Origin of the sequence: Acinetobacter sp. 16, from assembly GCF_033439925.1 — a bacterium.
Taxonomy (GTDB): Bacteria; Pseudomonadota; Gammaproteobacteria; order Pseudomonadales; family Moraxellaceae; genus Acinetobacter; species Acinetobacter junii.
Genome location: NZ_CP137746.1, coordinates 2,424,940 through 2,450,064, shown reverse-complemented (window position 1 = coordinate 2,450,064; position 25,125 = coordinate 2,424,940). Strand labels below are relative to the sequence as shown.

At 39.3% G+C, this 25,125-nt stretch carries 14 protein-coding genes and 1 CRISPR repeat array; of the genes, 12 read left to right on the top strand and 2 right to left on the bottom strand.

Translation table 11 applies throughout. The features are described 5' to 3' along the window. Window positions 1-48: 48 nt before the first annotated feature. From R2H34_RS11895 to rapA, 10 genes are all read left to right on the top strand, one after another. Entirely contained in the window at window positions 49-276 is a 228-nt protein-coding gene (locus R2H34_RS11895) for a DUF2188 domain-containing protein (protein ID WP_004963268.1), read from the top strand. Between the two features lie 138 nt (window positions 277-414). After that, entirely contained in the window at window positions 415-3,789 is a 3,375-nt protein-coding gene (gene cas3f / locus R2H34_RS11890) for a type I-F CRISPR-associated helicase Cas3f (protein WP_151805591.1), read from the top strand. Between the two features lie 17 nt (window positions 3,790-3,806). Next, the gene (csy1, locus tag R2H34_RS11885) at window positions 3,807-5,048 is read left to right on the top strand and encodes a type I-F CRISPR-associated protein Csy1 (protein WP_125297836.1); all 1,242 of its coding nucleotides are present in this window, start codon (window positions 3,807-3,809) and stop codon (window positions 5,046-5,048) included. Beyond that, window positions 5,048-5,932, top strand: coding sequence for a type I-F CRISPR-associated protein Csy2 (csy2, locus tag R2H34_RS11880; protein ID WP_125297835.1), 885 nt, complete (start codon window positions 5,048-5,050; stop codon window positions 5,930-5,932). The genes csy1 and csy2 overlap by 1 nt, the downstream gene beginning before the upstream one ends. A 26-nt stretch (window positions 5,933-5,958) precedes the next feature. Beyond that, a complete protein-coding gene (gene csy3, locus R2H34_RS11875) occupies window positions 5,959-6,972 on the top strand; it encodes a type I-F CRISPR-associated protein Csy3 (protein WP_075696698.1) in 1,014 nt (337 codons plus the stop codon). A 3-nt stretch (window positions 6,973-6,975) separates the two neighbouring features. Then, window positions 6,976-7,587, top strand: coding sequence for a type I-F CRISPR-associated endoribonuclease Cas6/Csy4 (cas6f, locus tag R2H34_RS11870; protein ID WP_075696697.1), 612 nt, complete (start codon window positions 6,976-6,978; stop codon window positions 7,585-7,587). A gap of 132 nt (window positions 7,588-7,719) precedes the next feature. Next, window positions 7,720-15,250: direct repeats of the CRISPR family, unit length 28 nt; unit sequence GTTCATGGCGGCATACGCCATTTAGAAA. Window positions 15,251-15,499: 249 nt separating this feature from the next. Next, window positions 15,500-16,111: a thiamine phosphate synthase gene (gene thiE, locus R2H34_RS11865; RefSeq protein ID WP_042891131.1), complete on the top strand. Its 612-nt coding sequence runs from the start codon at window positions 15,500-15,502 to the stop codon at window positions 16,109-16,111. A gap of 65 nt (window positions 16,112-16,176) precedes the next feature. After that, the gene (hemL, locus tag R2H34_RS11860; protein ID WP_112986977.1) at window positions 16,177-17,484 is read left to right on the top strand and encodes a glutamate-1-semialdehyde 2,1-aminomutase; all 1,308 of its coding nucleotides are present in this window, start codon (window positions 16,177-16,179) and stop codon (window positions 17,482-17,484) included. A 152-nt stretch (window positions 17,485-17,636) separates the two neighbouring features. Continuing rightward, a complete protein-coding gene (locus R2H34_RS11855) occupies window positions 17,637-18,281 on the top strand; it encodes an RluA family pseudouridine synthase (RefSeq protein WP_171293774.1) in 645 nt (214 codons plus the stop codon). 145 nt (window positions 18,282-18,426) lie between these two features. Beyond that, window positions 18,427-21,264 (top strand): RNA polymerase-associated protein RapA, encoded by a 2,838-nt coding sequence (rapA, locus tag R2H34_RS11850; RefSeq protein WP_004912567.1) that lies wholly within the window; start codon window positions 18,427-18,429, stop codon window positions 21,262-21,264. A 60-nt stretch (window positions 21,265-21,324) separates the two neighbouring features. On the opposite strand, the gene dps is transcribed toward rapA, so the two are convergent. Further along, window positions 21,325-21,816 (bottom strand): DNA starvation/stationary phase protection protein Dps, encoded by a 492-nt coding sequence (gene dps / locus R2H34_RS11845; RefSeq protein ID WP_004912565.1) that lies wholly within the window; start codon window positions 21,814-21,816, stop codon window positions 21,325-21,327. Between the two features lie 261 nt (window positions 21,817-22,077). Between dps and R2H34_RS11840 the strand changes: the two genes are divergently transcribed. After that, complete coding sequence (locus R2H34_RS11840) at window positions 22,078-23,211, top strand: TIGR00341 family protein (RefSeq protein WP_087540033.1); 1,134 nt, start codon at window positions 22,078-22,080, stop codon at window positions 23,209-23,211. A 10-nt stretch (window positions 23,212-23,221) separates the two neighbouring features. Here R2H34_RS11840 and fabR read toward each other — a convergent pair whose 3' ends face one another. After that, window positions 23,222-23,917 (bottom strand): HTH-type transcriptional repressor FabR, encoded by a 696-nt coding sequence (fabR, locus tag R2H34_RS11835; RefSeq protein ID WP_004912559.1) that lies wholly within the window; start codon window positions 23,915-23,917, stop codon window positions 23,222-23,224. 138 nt (window positions 23,918-24,055) lie between these two features. Here fabR and R2H34_RS11830 point away from each other — a divergent pair, with 138 nt between their 5' ends. Further along, window positions 24,056-25,123 (top strand): ferredoxin reductase, encoded by a 1,068-nt coding sequence (locus R2H34_RS11830; RefSeq protein ID WP_318342274.1) that lies wholly within the window; start codon window positions 24,056-24,058, stop codon window positions 25,121-25,123. The last annotated feature ends 2 nt before the right edge of the window (window positions 25,124-25,125 follow it).

The following is a 25,125-nucleotide window of genomic DNA, read 5'->3' as shown; positions in this document are numbered from 1 at the left end:
TTCCAAATCTTCGTCTGTGATTTCACCATATGACATTAGGAGAAAAATATGTCAAATAAATCAACTCATGTTGTTCCAAATACCAAAGGTGGTTGGGATATTAAACAAAGTGGAGGGCAGCGTTCTTCTGGACACTTTGATACTAAGCACGAAGCAGTTCAACGCGCTAGAGTAATCAGTAAAAATCAAGATACGGAATTAGTTGTTCACAACAAAGATGGGCGTATCTCTGGTAAAGATAGTCATGGTAATGATCCTTACCCACCAAAAGGGTAATTATATAAGCTATATAGGCTGCTTAGAAATATAAGGTATTACTGTTTGATTTTTTGCCGCACAGGCAACTTAAGATAATTGTGAGTTGAAATATTTGAGGATGTTTCAACTCTTTTAATAAAATTTTAAGGACGAAACATGATTGTCACTTTTATCTCCCAATGCGAAAAGAAAGCCATCCCTCGAACTCGTCGTGTGTTAGATGCTTTTGCAGACCGAATTGGTGATAACACATGGCAAACGGTCATTACCGAAGATGGATTGTTGGCGGTTAAAAAACTATTGCGTAAAACAGTTACGAAGAATACGGCGGTGAGTTGTCATTGGATTCGCGGTCGGCGTAGAAGTGAACTTTTATGGATTGTGGGAAATCGTAATAAGTTTAATGAGCAGGGGATTGTTCCTGTTAATACTACAAGAAAAAGTTTAGTTCAAAATAAATGGGAAAATGATTGGCATTATTTACCTATAATCAAAGCCTTGGTTGCTGTTTCTGCTTTACTGCATGATTGGGGCAAAGCAACCGTTTTGTTTCAGCAAAAACTCCTCAGTAAAAATAATCAATTTAAAGGTGATCCTTTACGGCATGAATGGATTTCCTGCATGTTGTTAAATGCTTTGGTTCAATCATCGGGTAATACTAAATCTGATGAAGCATGGTTAAATCTATTGATCAATCAAAGTTGGAGCGAGGATTTACTTAAGCAAACCATCTTAAAAAACTCCGATCAATCAAAAGTTCTTGATCAACTTCCACCTTTAGCGCAGTTAGTTGCTTGGCTTGTTGTTTCGCATCATCGTTTACCTAATTTAAAAGATGATAAACTTTTAAAGGCATATGCGGCTGAACCTACAAATCATATTGCTGAACTCTTTGAGTTGATTGAAGCAGATTGGGGTTATCAAAATAAGTTTGAAGAAAAAGAATATCAGCAACGCTTGAAATTATGCTTTGAATTTGAACAAGGTTTATTGTCACGATCAGTTGAATGGACAAAGCAAATTAAGAAATGGTCATCACGTTTACTTCAAGAATCTCAGGTATCAGAACAAATTTTTATTGATGGTAGTTGGCGAGTGATTTTACATCATGCAAGGTTATGTCTCATGTTAGGTGATCACTATTATTCATCATGTCAGGCAGATAAAACGTGGAAAACAAATTTATCACTCGTTGCAAATACTGACCCTCTAACAAAACAAGCGAAGCAGTATTTAGATGAGCATTTGGTACGTGTCAGTGAAAATGCCATGCGTGTCGCACAGTCTTTGAGCCGTTTAGCGGATGACATGGAATCAGCATATGATATTCAAAAATTAAAAAAGAAAAGTCCCCAAGGTTTTGAATGGCAAGATCAGGCTGTCAAAGGAATACAGCAATTTATTCAAAAAAATGAAACTGCTAGGAAACAAGGTTGGTTTGTTGTCAATATGGCGAGTACGGGTAAGGGTAAAACCATTGCTAACGCAAAAATTATGCAAGCTTTATCAATGGATGGAGGATCATTACGTTATATCTTAGCTTTAGGACTAAGAACATTAACCTTACAAACAGGAGATTCATATCGGCATGATATAGGATTAGGTAATGATGAGCTTGCTGTTTTAATAGGTTCAAAAGCTGTTCAAGAGCTGCATCATAAAAATACAAAGAATGATCAAAAAGATGAAATCAATATTGAGGAAATTGGTTCTGAGTCGTTGGAAGAACTATTAGAAAATGAACTCGATTATGATGCTATGCCGCAAGCCGACTTTATGAATGCCTTGTTTCCAAAGCATCAAGAACAACGAAATAAAGCTTTTTTATATAAACCTCTTTTGACTTGCACCATTGATCATATTATGGCGGCCACTGAAACCAATCGTGGTGGTAAATATATTTTACCGAGCTTGAGACTTTCTTCATCTGATTTGGTCATTGATGAAGTTGATGATTTTAATGGTCAGGACTTAATTGCAATTGCTCGACTCATTCATTTAGCTGGAATGTTAGGGCGTAAAGTGATGATTTCATCGGCAACGATTCCGCCTGCATTAGCTGAAGGTTTTTTTAATGCCTATCAGCAAGGTTGGTCGCTTTACTGTGCTTTTAAGAAGCTTAAAAATACAGATACTATTGGTATGTGGGTCGATGAGTTTAAGACTAAAATTCAAACCATTGATTCAAGTCAACCAATACAAGCGATCCAGTATTATAAACATTCACATCATTCATTTATTGAGCTTCGAGTAGCTGCGTTAAATAAGCAAATCGTCAAACATAAAGCATATATTTTAGATTGTTCTGATCTTGTAGCAGATAAAGAGGTTCAACGTATAGATCAAAGTTTGCAGTCACAATATTTTGAACGGATTAAGCAGAATGCTGAACAGTTGCATTTCAACCATCACACTATTGATACTCAAACTGGTAAAAAAGTTTCTTTTGGTTTGGTGCGAGTAGCAAATATTCCGCCATGTGTTGCACTTACTCAATACTTACTAAATGCAGAGTGGTCTCAAGGGATTTCACCGCGAGTGATGGCATATCATAGTCGTCAAGTTCTCTTACTACGTAGTGAACAAGAGCGACATTTAGATCAAGTTCTAAAACGTAAAGAAAAACGAGAACAGCAACCTGCCGCATTTTCAAATGAAGTGATTCGCCAGCATCTAGATTCAACTGATGATGAACATGTTATTTTTATTTTGGTTGCTACACCTGTAGAGGAAGTTGGTCGAGATCATGATTTTGATTGGGCAATCGTAGAACCATCTTCTTATCGTTCTATCATTCAATTAGCAGGGCGAGTGTTACGTCATCGAAAATTAGAACATGATATTCACAAACCGAATATTGCTTTGTTGCAATATAATTTAAGAGGGCTTCGCAAAGCTAAGGTTGCGTTTGAGAAACCAGGTTTTGAAGTTAATAATGATAAATTCAAATTACAAACGAAAAATCTAACTGAGCTTCTCGAAATTACAGCATCTGATTTTAATATTAATGCGATTCCACGAATTAAGGCAAATCAGCCTTTGCAAGCAGTAAAAAAATTAGCTGATCTTGAGCATGCTGTAATTGTAGATGCTCTAACCTCATACAATAAAGTTGGAGCAAAACCACTCAATGCTTGGTTAACACAAAAATGGTTTTTAACAGCTTTACCTCAACGATTTACACCTTTTAGACAGAGTTCACCTAATATTCAGCTTTTTGCTGTGCTGAAAAATAAAAAACTTGAGTTTTCTATAAAAGATGATTTTGGGAAATATATTGATCGTAATGGTTTTTATAATATTGATTACATTCAATTAAATGAATTGGAGAATAACAGGTTATGGTTAAATCGAAATTATTGCGACATTTTATGTCGTTTGGCTCTTGATAATTTAGATGAAAGTGAGGATATTGTAGAAAAGATAGAATCATTATCAAAACGGTATGGGGAAATTATGTTACCGGAATATGATGAGAATAAAAATCTTATCTATTCAGAACAATTTGGACTTGTAGTGTTAGATAAATAATAAAATGGGGAAAAAATATGGCTGAAAGCATTCATGCATTTTTAAATGAGCGTAAAGAGCTTTGGTTAAAAGATCGTATAAAGAAAGCCGAAAATGAAAGTGTAATAGCCGAATTACAGCAGCAAGCAAAAGATAAATTTAGTTTGAATGAGTGGCTTCCTGATGCAGCAAAAAGGGTTACTCAGCTTTCCATGGTTAGCCATCCGAGTAAATTTAGTCATCCAAGTGCTAAAACTTCAAGTGTTATTGCCAATATAGAACAGCGTAATGATGGTTATTTACGAAGTGGGAACGTGGAGTATTCATTAGATGTATTTGGCAATGCTGCCGCAATGGATGTATTTAAGTTTTTATCCTTACCACTAAATGAAGAATTAACCGTATTAGATGGTTTTGAAGAGAATGATCAAGGGCTTAAGAATCTAATTGCTGATGCTAAACTAAACTTTGAAACTTTAAGTGTGGAGTTTTTGAAAATAAAAGCGACAGATAACTCTATTAGAACGGATCACTTAGTAAAACAAGTTTACTTCCCAGTTAGCGAAGCAAATTATCATTTACTTTCTATACTAACACCCTCTGGTTTAATCACTCGATTAAAACAGTCAATAGATGTTATGCGTTTTTCTGAAGAGACTAAACAGGCTAAAGAGTCACGTAAGAAAAATGAACATCATGAAGTTGGATATTCAGATATTTTTGGTTTAACTGTGACTGCTTATGGTGGAACTCAACCACAAAATGTCAGTGTTTTGAATAGCCAAAATGCGGGGCGGGCGTATTTATTATCGAGTTGCCCACCTGTATTTGAAAACCGTAATATTAAATTACCTAGTCAGGACTTTTTTCAACAGTGTCTATATTGGAAAAAATTTAGTAGTGAATTTGAAAGCTTACAAAAATATGTCACTGAGATTAATAATCAGCATACACGTAAAAAAATTAAAAAGATTTTGCGTAAAATGGTTGAAGATATTTTATTTATTGCTTTCTGTGTACGTAAAAATGAAAAGGGATGGTCTAAAAAGGAACACTATCAATCTTTAGTTTTAAAACAAAAAATATGGCTTGATGATGCATATTTAGATGTAAGACAAACTGAAAACGAATGGCGAGACGAAATTGCTAGAAGAACTGCTAAATGGATTTTAGATAGCTTTGAAGATTTCTATGGTTCTAAGTTATTTGGCAGTCCAGAAATCATTGAGTTAAAAGCTATTGTATTTGAAGCATTGGATGAAGATAAGGAGTTTTTTTAATGCGTTATTTTCTATTGATTCCTCATTTAAAACTCCATAATGCAAATGCGATGAGTAGTCCATATACCATTGGATTTCCTGCAATGACCGCTTGGCTCGGTGCAGTTCATGCCTTGCAACGTAAATTGCAAGCTAAAGCTTTAGATGTGGCTTTAACTAAAGTGGCAGTGAGCTGCCATGAATTTAATTTGCAAACTTATAAAGGGCAAGGGGATTTTGTTCATTCAATTATAGGCACTGCGAACCCGCTAGATAAAGATGGAAGCAGGCCAGCTTTTATCGAAGAAGCACGATGTCATTTGGAAGTTTCTCTTTTAATCGAGATCGAAAATCTAAGCATCAAAAAAAGAGAGCAGCTTTTGGAAATGGTTACTGATTTGGTCGGTAGTATGAAATTTGCCAGTGGGGATGTTATAGCAGTTAAAAAGTGTCAAGTTATTGATTTTGATGAAGATGAAAGTCAGGACAAAGAATTAAGACCTATCTTAAAAAAACTCATGCTCGGACATGTGCTTATTGAGCGCCGTGATCTTATTATTGAAAGTATGAATCAGGGTAAAGATGCATTAGATTCAGTTTTAGATTATTTGAAGGTCACCCATAGTTCAACCATAGATGAGTATGACAAAGTGACATGGACATCCAAGCGTAAAGCTGAAGGTTGGCTTATACCGATTGCTGTCGGTTTTCAAGGAATCTCAGAACTAGGACGAGCAAAAAATCAACGCGATGCCAATACGCCTCATCGTTTTGCTGAAAGTGTTCTTACTTTGGGGGAGTTTGTGATGCCGTATCGTATAGAACATATTGATCAACTTTTATGGCAGTATCATGTTGATTTGGAAAATAATTTATATCTTTGTCAAAATGTTTCAACAATTTAAATGAAAAACTGAAAAAGGAAAAAATCATGGCTAAGAATGAAAAAGTAGTTGCAAGTGTACTCGCATTTGAAAAGAAACTTGTTCCATCTGATGGTTATTTTTATGGAACAACTTGGGGAAATCGTGAAGAACAAACAGCTTTGAAACTTATTCAAAAATCAGTACGGGGAACAATTTCCAATCGACTAAAACCAGCCGTTGCAAGTGATCCATTAAAATTGAATGCAGAAGTTGAAAAAGCGAACTTACAAACTGTAGATGCCTGTGCGTTGGGTGAGCATCAAGATACTTTAAAGGTTGGATTCACTTTGAAAGTACTAGGTGGTGTTGAAAATCCATCAGCTTGTAATAATGAAATGTTTCTACAATCTTATCAGTCAGTAGCTAAAAACTATATTCAACAATATGGTTTTACAGAATTAGCAAAGCGTTATGCTTTAAATATAGCGAATGCGCGTTTCTTATGGCGTAACCGAGTAGGCGCTGAAAAAATTGAGGTTGTAGTTACAGTTAATGATCAACCTGCAGTCAGTTTTAATGCTTTGGAATATCCATTACATAACTTTGATAAAATTGATGAAAAAGTACATAACTTGGCTAATCAAATTGCACAAGCTTTAAAAGGCGAAACACCCTATTTATTAATTAAAATTGAAGCTTATGCATTAGTAGGAAAAGCGCAAGAAGTTTATCCAAGTGAAGAGTTAGTTTTGGATAAAGGCAAAGGTGATAAAAGTAAAATTCTTTATCATGTAAATGATGTTGCAGCAATTCACTCTCAAAAAATTGGTAATGCACTACGTACAATTGATACTTGGTATCCTGAATTTGATGATAAGAAAACAGCAATTGCGATTGAACCATATGGTGCAGTAACTAATCTAGGGAAGGCTTATCGTACCCCTAAAGATAAAAAAGATTTTTTCAGCTTATTTGATAAATATGCTTTAGGTGATTCTTTAGAGAATGCTGAACAAGAACATTATGTAATGGCTGTGTTAGTGCGTGGTGGAGTATTTGGTCAAAGTGGCAAGGAGTAAGTGATGGATTGGTATCAAGAAATCACCTTGATTGATCAAGATGAAATTTCCCCCTATTTTATTTGGTCAAAAGTTTATACCCAGCTTCATATTGCTTTTGCCGAACACAGTAATGAGCAGGGTAGAATACTCTTCGGTGTATCTTTTCCTCAATATCGTATTAATGAGCAAAAGAAAATTGGTTTTTTGGGTACAAAAATTCGTGTGTTTGCCAGTTCGGAAAATCAGCTACAACAGCTTAATTTAGGTAAATGGCTAGAACGATTCATTGATTATGTTCATATCATTCAACCGAGAGAAGTACCTCAAGCTAAAGTTACTGGTCATGCACACTATTATCGAGTCAATCCAAAGATGAGTGTTGAAGAGCGTATAGTTCATCAAGCGCAACGTCGAAATATTTCTTTGGATGAGGCTACGCAGCATTTTAAACAATATATTGAAAAACCTATTATTGAGCCTTATGTGAGTTTAAAAAGTCTGAGTGCAAAACGAGATCAAAATATAGATCGACCATATCGTTTATATATTGGTAAATCTCTAGTTGATGAGGCAAAAGATGGAGAGTTTGGAACGTATGGACTAAGTCGAATGGCAACAGTTCCAGAATTTTGACCCAATATTTTTTTACTATTTAACAGCTTAATAAAATCAATAAGTTACACCAAGTCGTTTTTTGATTGGGTAAATTGCTAAAAAACCATCATAAATACTTGTTGTAACTTATATTTTTACTATAATTTTATAGTTCATGGCGGCATACGCCATTTAGAAATAATGTTCGACTTATTGAAACTGACTGGCGCAGTTCATGGCGGCATACGCCATTTAGAAAGTAATGCGTAGCCCCCTCTGGAGCATTCTTTCGTTCATGGCGGCATACGCCATTTAGAAATTTCAGTAAATAATGAACAATTGCCTCTTACTGTTCATGGCGGCATACGCCATTTAGAAAACGCCTTTCAGGATGTATGACATTATCTAATGGTTCATGGCGGCATACGCCATTTAGAAAAGTCGAGCCATTCTTTAAAATAAAGCCAAGATGTTCATGGCGGCATACGCCATTTAGAAATCATAGCCATATTTTTCAAGGTCGTAATAAAAGTTCATGGCGGCATACGCCATTTAGAAACTCTGCTAGTGTGAGCTTCGGCAGCACAGTGGGTTCATGGCGGCATACGCCATTTAGAAAATCGACTCTACAACTAACCAGTGCCTTGAATGGTTCATGGCGGCATACGCCATTTAGAAAGTGATGGTTCCGACTACTGATGTAACATCAATGTTCATGGCGGCATACGCCATTTAGAAATGACTATTGTGTTCAGATTCATTTTGTTAAGGGTTCATGGCGGCATACGCCATTTAGAAAACGCTACAATATGCGCTTGTTCAGCGTAGACAGTTCATGGCGGCATACGCCATTTAGAAAGCTAAAGGTATGATGTGCGTCACGTTGATAAGGTTCATGGCGGCATACGCCATTTAGAAATATAGAAGAAATAACAGGCATGAGCGTGTCAGGTTCATGGCGGCATACGCCATTTAGAAAAAACATAAGCCCCTATAATTTCAACACTAGGGGTTCATGGCGGCATACGCCATTTAGAAATGTAATTCCTGTACCGCTAGATGTTGTGACAAGTTCATGGCGGCATACGCCATTTAGAAAATGAGATTCGAACAACTGGCAAAGTTCCTGAAGTTCATGGCGGCATACGCCATTTAGAAATGAACATGCTGGCGATGATGAAAGAAGTGGATGTTCATGGCGGCATACGCCATTTAGAAAATGCAGAAATCATGGAATGACTGAATTTTTCATGTTCATGGCGGCATACGCCATTTAGAAAACACGGCGCATGATTTCGTCACAGAGCGATTTGTTCATGGCGGCATACGCCATTTAGAAAACGAATATCTAGCGAAAAAGGATGTTATGCCGGTTCATGGCGGCATACGCCATTTAGAAAGACGAACGGTCAATCCCTCACCACTTCCACACGTTCATGGCGGCATACGCCATTTAGAAAATGAACAAATCAGAACTTTTCAAAGCAGCTCAGTTCATGGCGGCATACGCCATTTAGAAAACACGTTTCAATCAAATACTGAGGATTAAAAAGTTCATGGCGGCATACGCCATTTAGAAAAAACTCATAAACCACCCACTCGCCATTCCACCGTTCATGGCGGCATACGCCATTTAGAAATTCAATTCGACATTTACGGCCTGATCGCTGAAGTTCATGGCGGCATACGCCATTTAGAAAGTGTTCGCCCACTTTTCATTTCAGAAAAACCTGTTCATGGCGGCATACGCCATTTAGAAAACAGCGGATACATCGCAGAAATGGTATTGAATGTTCATGGCGGCATACGCCATTTAGAAACATGAATCTTTTACAAAGTCTTTGCCATTAATGTTCATGGCGGCATACGCCATTTAGAAAAAACAATGGCAGCATAAAGGGTGTCACTTTTGGTTCATGGCGGCATACGCCATTTAGAAATGTCGGATTCCAGTTACGTGTGGGTGATGAATGTTCATGGCGGCATACGCCATTTAGAAATTTGGCACCACCACGCAACCTTCGAGTTTTTTGTTCATGGCGGCATACGCCATTTAGAAATGCCCTCATCAATTTCAGCGGTATTTTTTGCTGTTCATGGCGGCATACGCCATTTAGAAAAGAAAAAGAAAAACCGCATTTAAGCGGCTTGTGTTCATGGCGGCATACGCCATTTAGAAAAACCGCCAACATTAGCAGCAAAAGTAGGACGAGTTCATGGCGGCATACGCCATTTAGAAATCAGGAGCAAACAGCATGATTATTCGGCTATCGTTCATGGCGGCATACGCCATTTAGAAAACACAGCAGGGCAGATCACAGCGTAAAGCACGGTTCATGGCGGCATACGCCATTTAGAAACACACCCGATGCTCTAAACGGGATCATGTTCTGTTCATGGCGGCATACGCCATTTAGAAATATTGCTAATCAAGCTGAAGCCAATGCAGAAAGTTCATGGCGGCATACGCCATTTAGAAAAGGCATTCATTGCTGAGTGTATCAAACGTCAAGTTCATGGCGGCATACGCCATTTAGAAAACTCCAAGTCTAAAAAACATAAACGACTTAAGGTTCATGGCGGCATACGCCATTTAGAAATAAAACCTCGCACCATCACATTAAACTTGGAGGTTCATGGCGGCATACGCCATTTAGAAAACCGCGAAGAACTTTAGCGACTTGAGTTGCATGTTCATGGCGGCATACGCCATTTAGAAACTGAAATTGAAAAAGGCAAGGCAGTTGAAGATGTTCATGGCGGCATACGCCATTTAGAAAACATCTAGTTGGCTTTTGACTGGTAATTCATCGTTCATGGCGGCATACGCCATTTAGAAAACGCAAACTTAACTTTTGAAATCCGCACAAACGTTCATGGCGGCATACGCCATTTAGAAAGTCACGGGGTTTATGAGATCAATTTTGACAAGGTTCATGGCGGCATACGCCATTTAGAAATAAATCCCCAACCTTAAACATGCTCACCCCCAGTTCATGGCGGCATACGCCATTTAGAAAACTGTAAAAACGCATTGAAAGAGCGCTTAATTGTTCATGGCGGCATACGCCATTTAGAAATTGTGAGCACGACTTGCTAAGTAAGAACGACGGTTCATGGCGGCATACGCCATTTAGAAAATGCAAACTTAACTTTTGAAATCCGCACAAACGTTCATGGCGGCATACGCCATTTAGAAAGTTTTGGGTCGGTCGATATTCAATAGCTATCGGTTCATGGCGGCATACGCCATTTAGAAAACGAGGAAAACGACTGGATTTACTATCCAGTGGTTCATGGCGGCATACGCCATTTAGAAAACTCAGATGTATTCAAACTTCGTGAAGTGGGTGTTCATGGCGGCATACGCCATTTAGAAATATGCGCTGCAAGAAATTCTTCGTGAAGCATCGTTCATGGCGGCATACGCCATTTAGAAATCAACATCCATTTCAGCTGAAACAACCAAAACGTTCATGGCGGCATACGCCATTTAGAAAAACTTGAGCGGACATGACCTTCCTCAAACTTAGTTCATGGCGGCATACGCCATTTAGAAATTGTGGCACTGGATTGGATAAATTCCAACCGCGTTCATGGCGGCATACGCCATTTAGAAATTCTAACCACCAAGAATAATCTGCACCTATTAGTTCATGGCGGCATACGCCATTTAGAAAAACCCGCAAAGATGCCCAACAAAACTAAGCCAGTTCATGGCGGCATACGCCATTTAGAAATGTTACTGGGTCAGCTTGTGGAGTTGCAGTAGGTTCATGGCGGCATACGCCATTTAGAAAATGACTAAGCAGAGAACGTGGTACTTATCATAGTTCATGGCGGCATACGCCATTTAGAAAAACTGCTTCACAAGTATCTAAAGTCTTAGCTCGTTCATGGCGGCATACGCCATTTAGAAATGGATAAGTCCAAAGATGACCATCAGGTAAAGGTTCATGGCGGCATACGCCATTTAGAAAGATACGGTTCAGATCACATACAATCCAACCAAGTTCATGGCGGCATACGCCATTTAGAAATTACTGGAGAACTCCAAAGGTTTATCAATATGGTTCATGGCGGCATACGCCATTTAGAAAATAATCTACGCATAACATAATGCACAGAACAAGTTCATGGCGGCATACGCCATTTAGAAACGAACAGGTTTTAGCTGAATATAAAGAAAACTGTTCATGGCGGCATACGCCATTTAGAAATCTGCAAACTCATAAATCATTGCAACATCCAAGTTCATGGCGGCATACGCCATTTAGAAAAGCATATCGTCCACTGGTCGGATCAATCCCCAGTTCATGGCGGCATACGCCATTTAGAAATGACGATCTCAAAAAGCAATTTGAGCAAGACCGTTCATGGCGGCATACGCCATTTAGAAATCGATCACTGCTGTGTAATTTCTAAAACCTGAGTTCATGGCGGCATACGCCATTTAGAAAAATGCAGAATCAGAAACAGACCAACAAAAAAAGTTCATGGCGGCATACGCCATTTAGAAAATCTGATAAAGAAACGTCGCCAAATGCGGTATGTTCATGGCGGCATACGCCATTTAGAAAAACCCTTTCGAGCCAAAGCGCAACCTGTGCCGGTTCATGGCGGCATACGCCATTTAGAAAGTGCTCTCTCCACCCCACCGCAACTGCATCAGGTTCATGGCGGCATACGCCATTTAGAAAGATGTAGGTACGCCACCTTTTGAGCCGATAGCGTTCATGGCGGCATACGCCATTTAGAAAGACCAGTGAAACCATTACACCTGCAGGAGAGCGTTCATGGCGGCATACGCCATTTAGAAATGCCAATCCCTGCAGGAATGCACCTGCGCCAAGTTCATGGCGGCATACGCCATTTAGAAAGCTTCCTGTGATCTCTAATGCTATTGGGTCAAGTTCATGGCGGCATACGCCATTTAGAAAATTCAGCCATTTTTGACAGTCTGCTTGTGAAAGTTCATGGCGGCATACGCCATTTAGAAAAGGTGAAATTACCCAGGTATCACACCAGGTGAGTTCATGGCGGCATACGCCATTTAGAAAAGTGTAGAGGTCAAAAGAATTGATCATTTGTGGTTCATGGCGGCATACGCCATTTAGAAAAGTGATTGAAGTTTTCAAAGACTCATTGCTGCGTTCATGGCGGCATACGCCATTTAGAAAAAGTTGCAATGCTGGCATTAAGTTACCTTGATGTTCATGGCGGCATACGCCATTTAGAAAAGCAGGTCAAATCATCCTTTCAGCTTTTGGTAGTTCATGGCGGCATACGCCATTTAGAAAAGCAGCGCCACCTCTAAGAACTTTTGCTACTTGTTCATGGCGGCATACGCCATTTAGAAAAAGGAGGACTTTTTTTGCAAAGTTAGATAAAAGTTCATGGCGGCATACGCCATTTAGAAAATTAATCTGAACATTGGCTGGTGGATATGGTCGTTCATGGCGGCATACGCCATTTAGAAAATCGCGCTCAACTATGATCATCTGATAAGTGAGTTCATGGCGGCATACGCCATTTAGAAACAACCACCCTCGCCCTTATCACCGCCAAACAAGTTCATGGCGGCATACGCCATTTAGAAAAACGTAAAAATTGATCTGCTGCACCTTGATAGGTTCATGGCGGCATACGCCATTTAGAAAGTAAAGAATTAGTCCTAAATTGTCCTGTAAATGTTCATGGCGGCATACGCCATTTAGAAATCGATTTGAATCTAAAATAGACTCAGTCAATTGTTCATGGCGGCATACGCCATTTAGAAAATATAACCAATTAATTGGTTGTTTCATGAGTTGTTCATGGCGGCATACGCCATTTAGAAATCAGAGCGCAGCACAGCAAATGGCACAAAACTGTTCATGGCGGCATACGCCATTTAGAAAGTTACAGCGTAAAATATGGAATTTTAAAAATCGTTCATGGCGGCATACGCCATTTAGAAACGAGCTGCTGCTAAGTAATAAAAAGGGGGTTCGTTCATGGCGGCATACGCCATTTAGAAAGTTGATTTGTACAGTAATTCGCTTGTTATTATGTTCATGGCGGCATACGCCATTTAGAAATTGTGCGAACAAGGACTGGATTATTAAATCCTGTTCATGGCGGCATACGCCATTTAGAAAAAGCCAAAGCGCATGAGGTGGCGAATCTGAGAGTTCATGGCGGCATACGCCATTTAGAAAAACACTCACCCAAATTAGAGCAGCTTTGCAGAGTTCATGGCGGCATACGCCATTTAGAAATCAAGATAAAACTTATCGCGTAGCTGATCAAGGTTCATGGCGGCATACGCCATTTAGAAAGCTTGAAACTCTAGCTAATGTTTGTGATTTTCGTTCATGGCGGCATACGCCATTTAGAAAAATGATTCAACTGCGTCCAATAATGGGGATTAGTTCATGGCGGCATACGCCATTTAGAAAATTAACAACAACTACAAGCGACTTATTCACTGGTTCATGGCGGCATACGCCATTTAGAAAAAATTGGAGCAATACTGAAACCTATCTGACTGGGTTCATGGCGGCATACGCCATTTAGAAAACACATTAGTCAGCCTCCTTCGTAGTCCATCCGTTCATGGCGGCATACGCCATTTAGAAAATATATGAAATAAGTAAAATAACAGCGAGTAAGTTCATGGCGGCATACGCCATTTAGAAATTTAGCTAGAAAAATAGAAAATGCTTATAACTGTTCATGGCGGCATACGCCATTTAGAAATCGGGTTGAGCAATTTCTGTAGTGATTGGCTCGTTCATGGCGGCATACGCCATTTAGAAATTGTGAAAACTAGTGAGATCCTGCTTGCACAAGTTCATGGCGGCATACGCCATTTAGAAATTTAAAAAAGGAAATACACCCTTTAATCACAAGTTCATGGCGGCATACGCCATTTAGAAATCTCGGATATGCACCTATCTTTTTCATTGAGCGTTCATGGCGGCATACGCCATTTAGAAAGATTAGGGCAATGGCTGGCGATTCCACATGGGGTTCATGGCGGCATACGCCATTTAGAAATGAAAATAATGATTGGAGACAAACGCCCGATGGTTCATGGCGGCATACGCCATTTAGAAATTGTCGGCATGCACTATCACTTACACCGTGCTGTTCATGGCGGCATACGCCATTTAGAAAATTGCGGTAATGCTCAAAGACGAGATCGACGCGTTCATGGCGGCATACGCCATTTAGAAAATGTCAAAAGCCAAAGCAACTTTGTGCATTTGGTTCATGGCGGCATACGCCATTTAGAAAAGTGGTATGCAAATGAAGTTGATTCTTGGAGAGTTCATGGCGGCATACGCCATTTAGAAAATAAAAGCCCCGATTAATTGGAAAGGGGGCGAAGTTCATGGCGGCATACGCCATTTAGAAAATCAACTGGGGCAGCCTTGAGGACTGGAACAAGTTCATGGCGGCATACGCCATTTAGAAAGTGCATTTAAACGTGATGCTTGCAGTTAGTTTGTTCATGGCGGCATACGCCATTTAGAAATTGCCAAGAATCCAAACGGCAAAGTTATTCCAGTTCATGGCGGCATACGCCATTTAGAAAAGCAATTCATGGTATGGGTTTTATTAGCGAATGTTCATGGCGGCACACGCCATTTAGAAAATAAAGCAATATTGACCAATAAAAGTAAGCGTGTTCATGGCGGCATACGCCATTTAGAAATACATGTGATTTATTCATATGAGCCATTTAGAAATGTAACGGTCATGATTGGCATTTGTTCTGTGTGTTCATGGCGTAATTTATTTTAAGAATTAATACGTGACATATAACTGTTGTTTTAAATTCATCGTATTATATGTCATTTAAAATACATCACATCAAGAAATATGATTCTTACTACATTCTAGATCTTTAATTTTTAAATAAGAAAATATACCCTGAAACCAACGTTTTTTTAGTGAAATTTTCATGCGCGGTTTATACCTCATCACCAATGATGATCCCATTCAACTTCTTTTAGAAAAGTTAGAGACTGCACTAGCTACTGGTCATATAGCTATTTTGCAATATCGTCGAAAAAAAATAGAAAAAATAAATCAACCATCTGAAGTGGAGTTGATCAAAGTCCTGTGTGAAAAATATCAAGTCCCTTTTGTCATTAATGATGATTTGGCGTTAGCAGAACAATTTGGTTTAGGTGTGCATCTAGGGCAGTCCGATGGTGAAATTACTGATGCGATTAAGCGTTTACCCCAAGGAGTAATTATCGGACGTACTTGCTTAAACTCTTTAGACTTGGCAGCAAAAGCAATTTCCGAAGGCGCGACTTATGTAGCATTTGGTGCTGTCTATGCGACATCAACTAAACCAGAAGCGGGCAATGTGGGAATCGAAGTCATCAAACAGGCTCAACAAAAATATGATGTGCCAATTTGTGCGATTGGAGGTTTAACTGTTGAAAATTCTCAAGTCGTGATAGAGGCTGGAGCAAGCCTTTGTGCAGTAATTAGTGATATATTAGGACGATCAACAGCCGAAATTCCTGCTCGTGTCAGCGCATGGGCGAAATTATTTGCATAATTCTGTGTGTTCACAAGTTGGGACTTTAGTCACTCCCCATTATTTCGATTTAGGTTGAGCCTCATATGAGTTTATCTCCAAAGCAAGAACAGTTATTTAAACAGGCGAATAAACATATTCCAGGTGGCGTAAATTCACCTGTACGTGCATTTAACGGTGTAGGTGGTACGCCAGTTTTTATTGAGAAAGCGAAAGGTGCGTACCTGTGGGATGTTGATGGCAAACGATATATTGACTATGTAGGTTCATGGGGACCGATGATCTTAGGTCATGCACATCCTGATATTATTAAAGCGGTGCAAATCGCAGCTGAGGATGGCTTAAGTTTTGGTGCGCCAACCGTGCATGAAACCACTTTGGCAGACACGATTTGCGAAATTATGCCTTCGATCGAAATGGTTCGTATGACCAGTTCAGGAACTGAAGCGACGATGACTGCAATTCGCTTGGCACGTGGTTATACAGGACGTGACAAGATTGTGAAATTTGAGGGCTGTTATCATGGTCACTCTGATTCATTATTAGTTAAAGCAGGTTCAGGTTTACTTACTTTGGGTGAGGGGGAGCCGACTTCTAAAGGAGTACCTGTTGATTTTGCAAAACATACTTTAACTTTGCCATATAACAATATTGAAGCATTAAAAGAATGTTTTAGTAAGTTTGGTCATGAGATTGCAGGCGTAATCATTGAACCTGTAGCAGGCAACATGAATTTAGTAACGCCGATTGAAGGATTCTTGCAAGCCATTCGTGATGTTTGTGATGAATATCAATCAGTCTTCATTATTGATGAAGTAATGACAGGTTTTCGTGTTGCTCTTGGTGGAGCGCAATCAGTCTATAAGGTAAAACCAGATTTAACGACTTTAGGTAAAATCATTGGTGCAGGATTACCAGTGGGTGCTTTTGGTGGTAAACGTGAAATCATGGAGTGTATCGCACCGCTAGGCGGCGTGTATCAGGCAGGGACATTGTCAGGAAATCCTTTGGCAATGCGTGCGGGTATTGCGATGTTTAAGCATCTACGTGAACCTGAATTCTATGACAAATTAGCTGCCCAATTAGAAAAACTGCTTGCTGGTTTACAAGTTGCAGCAGATGAAGCTGGTATTCCATTCAAAACTCAGCAAGTGGGAGGAATGTTTGGTTTGTACTTCACAGATCAAGATGACATCACAAGTTTTGATTCGATGTTAGCCTGTGATGTGGGTGCGTTTAAGAAATTCTTCCATGGTATGCTTAAACGCGGTGTTTACCTTGCACCTTCAGCATTTGAGGCTGGTTTTATTTCTTCAGTACACTCTGATCAAGATATTGCAGAGACCATTCAAGCAGCAAAAGAAACATTTGCTGAAATGAAAGCTTCTGCTTAATTTCAGATATCAGGAAACACCATGACTATTGTTGTGGTGTTTTTTTAGATATGGAATAAAAAATTAGAATTAAATCGATTTTTTCATTGTATTTCTAGTCTAAGCTTTTTATGATTGCCCGCTTGTTTTCATCGAGTCGTTGGAAGGCTACCTTGAGTGATTTTCTAAGTGAACATTTGATTCATCGTGATGAAGATTTTATGGTCATCCATAAACCCGCAGGGCTACTCACCGTACCTGGAAAAACACCTGATTTGCAAGATTGTTTAATCAATCGCTTATTAAAACTAGAGCCAAAAACTTTACTGATTCACCGTTTAGATCGGGATACTTCAGGAATACTCGTTTTTGGTTTATCTAAATTTGGGCAGAGTCATATTTCTCGCCAATTCCAAGATCGTCAAACCTCAAAAATTTACCAAGCTTTGGTTGCTGGACATCTCGAAGATGAAGGCATCGTCGATATACCCGTGATTTATGATCCAAGCCGTCCGCCATTGCATATCGTTGATGCATCGCATCACAAACCAGCATTAACAGAATGGCAAGTCATCGAACATTTAGAAATTAAAGGACATCCTGTAACCCGAGTTCAACTCGTTCCGATTACAGGTCGTTCGCATCAGCTTCGTGTGCATATGCAGTATTTAGGTCACCCGATCTTAGGTGATACTTTGTACGCTACGCCAGAACAACAACAGCTTTATGATCGTTTGTGTTTACATGCGACAGAACTAAGCTTCACTCATCCTAAAACAGCTCAGCAGTTGACATTCAATTGTCCTGTACCGTTTTAGCCCAAAACTTTTTTATGAAACATGATGTGATGCGCGCTATCTGAACGCGCTTTGTGTCAAAATACATATCGTTGAAAACTACATAAAATGCATTAATTCTTCGTTGAATTAGGCACTACAATATGTAGGCTTACTTGAGATAAAGGTGGAAAAATTGCAGCAGTTTGCTATTGGTCAACGTTGGTTATCAGATACAGAAACTGAACTAGGTTTAGGCGTTCTTATTGATGTGGATGAACGTTCTATCAGCATTTTATTCCCCAAAAGTGATGAAACACGTGTGTATGCACGTAACAATGCACCTTTATCTCGTATCATTTTCAATGTAAACGATGAAGTGCAAGATCAAGAAGGCTCAAAATGGATTGTTGAAGCAATCGAAGATCGTCATGGAGTGCTTCGTTATGATGTTGTTCGTACTTTAGAAAATGGCGAGCAAGAACGAAAATCATTGAATGAAACACGTATTGGTGCGCAAATTCAGCTTTCAAAACCTTTAGAGCGTTTGCTTGCTAGTCAAATTGATTATAAAGAATGGTATGACCTTCGTATCGAAGCGATGCTATTACAAGCGCAAATGCATACTAGTCCTTTACGTGGTTTCCTTGGTGCTCGTGTTGGATTGATTCCACATCAACTTTATATCGCTCACGAAGTCGGTAAGCGTTTTGCCCCACGTGTTTTGTTAGCAGATGAAGTGGGGCTAGGTAAAACCATTGAAGCTGGTTTAATCATCCATCAACAATTAAAAACGGGTCGCTCAGAACGTATTCTGATTTTGGTTCCTGATTCATTGCAGTATCAATGGATGATTGAAATGCGCCGTCGTTTCAATTTGCAATTTTCACTTTTCGATTTAACACGTACTGCTTCGATCAAAGAACACGATCCTGATCTCAATCCATTTTTAACTGAGCAATGTATTATTGCCAGTGTTGATTTGATGGTTGACCATGACGACTTACGTGAGCAAGCCGTAGAAGCTGGCTTTGACTTACTCGTCGTAGATGAAGCACATCACTTAATGTGGAGTGAAGAAGACGGCGGTAATGATCGTTATGATTTAGTAGAAGAACTCGCTGAACAAACAGCAGGTGTGCTTTTGCTTACTGCTACACCAGAGCAACTAGGTGTAGAAAGTCACTTTGCACGACTTCGTTTGTTGGATCCACAACGTTTTAGCAGTTTAGATCGCTTCCTCGACGAAGAAGAACAATATCAGCATACTGCGAAAATAGCAGAAGTATTGATGTCTGACGAGGCATTGACTGAAGAGCATTTGGTCGCACTTGACGGCTTATTGGGTCATCGTATTGATGATCAGCCAGAACAACGTATGCGAGCGATCCATGAGTTACTAGACCGTCATGGTACAGGTCGTATTTTATTCCGTAACACCCGTGAAGCGATTCAAGGTTTCCCAGGTCGTGACTGTCAACCTGCACCATTGCCTGCACCAGAAGACTGGTCTTTTGACGGCAAAATGCGAGAGCAAATGTGGCCTGAAGAGGGACAGCTCGATGGTTCTTGGATGGAAACCGATCCTCGTGTGCCGTGGTTGATGGAAGTACTGCGTAAAGATCTCAAGCACAAAAAAGTATTGTTGATCGCACGTAGTGGACCTGTAGTTGAAGCTTTAGAAAATGCCCTACGTTTACATGCAGGTATTCGTACAGCAATGTTCCATGAGGGCATGAGCTTATTAGAGCGTGACCAAGCCGCCGCATATTTTGCTGAAGATAGTTATGGTGCTCAGATTTTACTGTGCTCTGAAATTGGTTCAGAAGGGCGTAACTTCCAGTTTGCCAGTGATTTAATTTTATTTGATTTGCCTGCAAACCCTGATGTGCTCGAACAGCGTATTGGTCGACTAGATCGTATTGGTCAAGAAAACCGTATCCAAATTCATGTGCCATATTTGGTAGGCACCGCTCAAGAGCGTATGTTCCGTTGGTACAACGAAGCACTTAATATTTTCAGCAATATCTCTCCAACTGCGCAAACCTTGCAAGAGAACTTTATTGTTGAGTTGAAAGATTGTTTGCTTGCTGATCAAGGTCAGACTTTTGAAGATTTACTTGAAGAGGTGAATGTACAACGTCAAGCTTTGGAAGCTGAATTACAAGCTGGTCGCGACAGATTGCTAGAATACAATTCATGTCGTCCAGTGGTTGCACAAGGTATTGTACAAGCACTCGAAGATTATGATGACAATACGACTTTGCCGATGTTTGTTAAACGTTTTATGTCATCTACCAATATCGATTTTGATGAGCAAAGCAATGGTACTGTAATCATCAAGCCTACTGATCAAATGCAAGTTCAAGGTTTGACCTTAGACGAAGAAGGTATGACAGCGACTTTCTACCGTGATCAGGCTCAGATTCGTGAAGATGCGCAGTATTTGACACTTGAGCATCCATTTATTGAAAGTGTGATGGAAATGATCCGCACACAATCATTTGGTAGTACCAATGTTGCGTTGTTGAAATCAAATGCATTAAAACAAGGTTCAGTTCTGTTGGAAGTTTGGTTTAAGGTGGATGTGGTTGCACCAAAAGCCCTGAACTTACCATCAAGCCTTCCAAAGCAGTTGATCCGTGTTTTATTGAGCGAAAATGGTCAAGATTTATCTGCCAAGATTGATCCAAGTATTTTACGTCCATACTTGCACCATTTAGATGGTAATAGCTGCCGTCAGGTGGTGAAAGCGCGCCGTGATGTGATTGAGACACGTTATGCTCAAGCTTTGGATATTGCTAAAACATCGTTACCTGAATTGATGCAGCAAGCGAAAGAGCACTACAGTAGTAAATGGCAATATGAAATTGACCGTTTAACTTATCTGAAGCAATTCAATCCAAGTATTCGCCAAGATGAAATTGAGCGTTTACAGAAATTCCAAAAAGAAGGTTTAGGACTACTTGATGGACTTTCTGTTACCCCAGAAGCGATTCAGGTACTGGTTGTGGTTAAACCATAATTAGCGCTGATAAAAAAGAGGACTGAATTGTCCTCTTTTTTCGTCTTGAATAAACTAAACTTAGTTTTGGTCAATATTGGCTTCTAAGAACCATAAATACTGATCTAAGTCTTCTAAAGCTGCATGAATAATATCTTCAGAAATTGGGTCTTTAATATCTTCAATCGTATCACGTAGATGATTTGCGACTACACCATAACGATCTGCCAATTCTTTCAAATGGTCTTGTACAGCATGAATCGCGACAGGATACGGTTTAAGATGTGAACTTTCAGCAACGGTTTGGGTTGTACCCAATGCTGTTCCACCAATTTGCACAGCACGCTCAGCGACATTGTCTAGATGGGTAATGATTGAGGTGCGGAACATATCTAACATTTCATGGACTGCAATAAAATTACTACCACGCATATTCCAATGTGCTTGTTTAGTAAGTAGTGATAAATCAATCAGATTCGCAAGAATTTGATTTAGAATTTTGACCGTTGCTTCTTTAATAGAATCATCTAAATTATTACGTGTATATACTTTTAGAGCTGCTGAAGAATTCATAGTTACCTCATTCAATTATTGTATGTGAAATTTGATGAATTAAACGAATGATCTATTTCAAGTTTCAGCTTAACCCGCGCTGTGCAGAAGGAGTGTTTTAATTCTTAACCCTTTTGTAAATTATGGTGAGTTTAAATATTTTTTCTATTGTAATTACATGGTGTTAGAGTAAGGTTGAACTAAGCATGATTTAAATAATCAACCAAAAAGTAAATTAGAACTTTGCATGAAACTTCTGTTTATGAGATGAGTATAAAAACAATGGAAAATGAAAAAGATAGACCTACAATCGTCATTAATGATCATCCTGAACAGGCTCATATAGAACGTTTAAAGGAAAAGCTTAGATATAAACAAGCCTTAAGAGAAAATTCTAGGAAAATTGATCACAAGCATGTACGACTAAATATTCAGGCAGATGCTTTGCCAACCAAAACGTATTTTATTATGAATGCCTTAGCTGCAGTGATTGCTGGTTATGGATTGTTGGCAGACTCAGCCGCAGTTGTAATAGGAGCAATGCTGGTTGCAATGATGTTGGGGCCCATTTCAGGCATTGCACTAGCATTTATTGATAATCGGTGGATTCTATTACAAACCGCTCTGAAAACCCTAGCACTGGGCGTGGTGATGATTTTTAGTATTGGTGTCGTATTGGGGTTGATTAACTTCAATATGCCTTTAACCAGTGAAATTTTATCTCGAACTCAGCCGACAGTAATTGATTTGATGATTGCCTTAGCAGGCGGTGCAGCAGGGGCGTTTGCTTCAATTTCACCAAGATTATCTGTAGCAGTGGTTGGTGTTGCTGTAGCGACTGCATTGGTTCCACCATTAGTGGCAAGTGGCATATTGTTAGCCCATGCGGAATTACGTCATTCAGCAAATGCATTTTTATTGGCTTTAACCAATATGGTTGCTATTCAGATTAGTTCTTCACTCGTATTGTGGATTGCAGGTTTCAGACGTGGTTCAAATGAACAAGTACAAAGTAATGTTTTGGAATTTATCAAAAGAAATGCAATCAGCTTAATTTTCCTTTTGATACTCGCAATTTATTTATCTGCTAATTTCATACATATGTTGCAAAAACAAATGTATGAAACTAAATCTAAAACTGCGATTGAGCAATTACTAAATCAAAAAAATAATATTATTGACACTATTCAGTTCGAGCAGCAAAAGCAATACACCTTAATCCGAGTTGTGGTGCGAGGGGATACGGTACCTACGCTCAGTCAAATCAAGCAACTGAATCAGATGATGCCAGCAGATGATCGAAGTAATCCGAGTGTCGTGCAGGTTCGATTTATTCCTGTAGAAATTATTGAAGAGCAAATTCGCTTTAATACTGAGATTTCACCCGATGAGGCGAAGCGGCTTGTCGTGCAGTGATGAACAAGTATTATCGAATACTTGATTCATCTAAATGACGTGCACCTTCCAAGATCATACGAATCATAATCATGGTTTGTTCAGCAACTTCGGTGCGCTGTTCAGCAGGTATCTCAATAACTTTTGCACCCATATTAAATACGAGTTGTGTAATCGCTTTTGCGGCAATATCAGCATGACTAATTTTGCCATTATTCATTTGTTCTAAGCGGATTAGATCTTCTTGGAGTTCTTGTTGGAAAAAATTGAGTTGGCGATCAACAGCAGCTTTGTACGATGTTGAACCTGTATAGCCTTCACGCAACAACAAACTTAAGTTGCCTTCATCTGCATCCAATTGCTGGATAAAGACTTCAACAGAACTGCGAATAATACTTTGTTGTTTAGAGGCTTGCAGTCGAGCTTCACGAATGATACGGCGCAATACCAAACCAGAGCGGTCTATCAATGCAATCGCAAGTTCATCAATGTCTTTGAAATGACGATAAAAGCTATTTGGTGCAATCCCTGCTTCACGGGCTATCTCACGCAGACTAAGAGAAGCGATACTTTTTTGAGGACCGATCAAGTTTAAGGTCGCTTGGAACAATTCCTCACGCGTAATCGTTGCTTTTCTACCAACCGAACGTACTTGAGATTTCATTTGGATGACATCTTGTTCATTTACTGTGTCATTGCCAAGCGGTAAAAAAGAAGAATGAACCATTGTTTTCAAAATATAAGTTAGCTAGTCAGGATTATAGCTGTTGTACATAGACTTGTGAAATGTAAATTTTTATACGAGTGTATATACAAATATATATACATATGTATAATAATTAAAAAACGATCAGAGTTCCCGATCATGCAAGCACTCCAAAAGAGAACTTCATTATTTAATTCATTGGTTCAAAGCGTAATAGCACATCACGATGCTGATTTTTGGCTGCAAAAAGTTAACCCTTTATGGTCAATCAATCAGTCCCTAGCACGTGTCGTAAAAAAACAAGTTGTAGCAAAAGATACAGTTAGCCTTATTTTAGAATGTAATCGTCATGTAGCACGTGGACTCGCAGGGCAACACCATCCTGTAACGGTTGAAATTGCAGGTCGTCATTACGAACGGACATATAGTCTGATGCAGTTAGATGCTGATCATTTGTGCTTAACAGTCAAAAGAGTTGATCAAGGTTTGGTCAGTTCATGGTTGGTCGAAAAAAGCCAAGTTGGAGATATCCTCCGTTTGGGACAACCATATGGTGATATGCAACAGAGTATTCAGACACCAAAGTTACTTTTACTTGCTGCGGGCAGTGGTATTACACCGATGTTGAGCTTGATCGAAAGTTTGAGTCAGACCAAGCAATTGAACAAAACACCTGTACAACTTATGTACTGGGTCAAAACTTATCAGGACGCTGCATACACAGATTATTTAAAAGAGATCGCAGAAAACCTTCCAAATTTCAGTTATCAGATTTTCTATACCCAAGAACAAGATCAACGCCTAAACCAAAATCATGTCGAAACTTTGGGTGCGTTAAATGAAATTACCGTTTACGCATGTGGTCCTTCAGGATTTGCTTCAACAGCAGAATCTTTATTTGCTGAGGCTGCCGTCGTACAGACTGAGGCTTTTAGCTTAAGTCAATTTAGTGCTGAGCAAACAGATATTGGCTTCATTAATGTCACGTTGACTAAGTCCAATAAAACAGTCGCCATTCCTAAAGGTCAGTCCATTTTATCGAGCTTAGAACAGCAAGGTATCAAGCCAAATCATGGTTGTCGTATGGGAATTTGCAACAAATGTGCCTGTACTAAAGCCCAAGGTGCGACAAAGAACTTGCTGAATGGTGCTGCAAATCAAGAACCGACTCAGTTATTAAAAATTTGTGTGAATTCAGCTCAATCAGATCTTGTGATTGATCTATAAGA

Bases quoted from the DNA above. Each gene is read 5' to 3' on its own strand.
- R2H34_RS11895 (WP_004963268.1), top strand. From the start codon at position 49: ATGTCAAATAAATCAACTCATGTTGTTCCAAATACCAAAGGTGGTTGG.
- cas3f (WP_151805591.1), top strand. From the start codon at position 415: ATGATTGTCACTTTTATCTCCCAATGCGAAAAGAAAGCCATCCCTCGA.
- csy1 (WP_125297836.1), top strand. From the start codon at position 3,807: ATGGCTGAAAGCATTCATGCATTTTTAAATGAGCGTAAAGAGCTTTGG.
- csy2 (WP_125297835.1), top strand. From the start codon at position 5,048: ATGCGTTATTTTCTATTGATTCCTCATTTAAAACTCCATAATGCAAAT.
- csy3 (WP_075696698.1), top strand. From the start codon at position 5,959: ATGGCTAAGAATGAAAAAGTAGTTGCAAGTGTACTCGCATTTGAAAAG.
- cas6f (WP_075696697.1), top strand. From the start codon at position 6,976: ATGGATTGGTATCAAGAAATCACCTTGATTGATCAAGATGAAATTTCC.
- thiE (WP_042891131.1), top strand. From the start codon at position 15,500: ATGCGCGGTTTATACCTCATCACCAATGATGATCCCATTCAACTTCTT.
- hemL (WP_112986977.1), top strand. From the start codon at position 16,177: ATGAGTTTATCTCCAAAGCAAGAACAGTTATTTAAACAGGCGAATAAA.
- dps (WP_004912565.1), bottom strand. From the start codon at position 21,816: ATGAATTCTTCAGCAGCTCTAAAAGTATATACACGTAATAATTTAGAT.
- R2H34_RS11840 (WP_087540033.1), top strand. From the start codon at position 22,078: ATGGAAAATGAAAAAGATAGACCTACAATCGTCATTAATGATCATCCT.
- fabR (WP_004912559.1), bottom strand. From the start codon at position 23,917: ATGGTTCATTCTTCTTTTTTACCGCTTGGCAATGACACAGTAAATGAA.
- R2H34_RS11830 (WP_318342274.1), top strand. From the start codon at position 24,056: ATGCAAGCACTCCAAAAGAGAACTTCATTATTTAATTCATTGGTTCAA.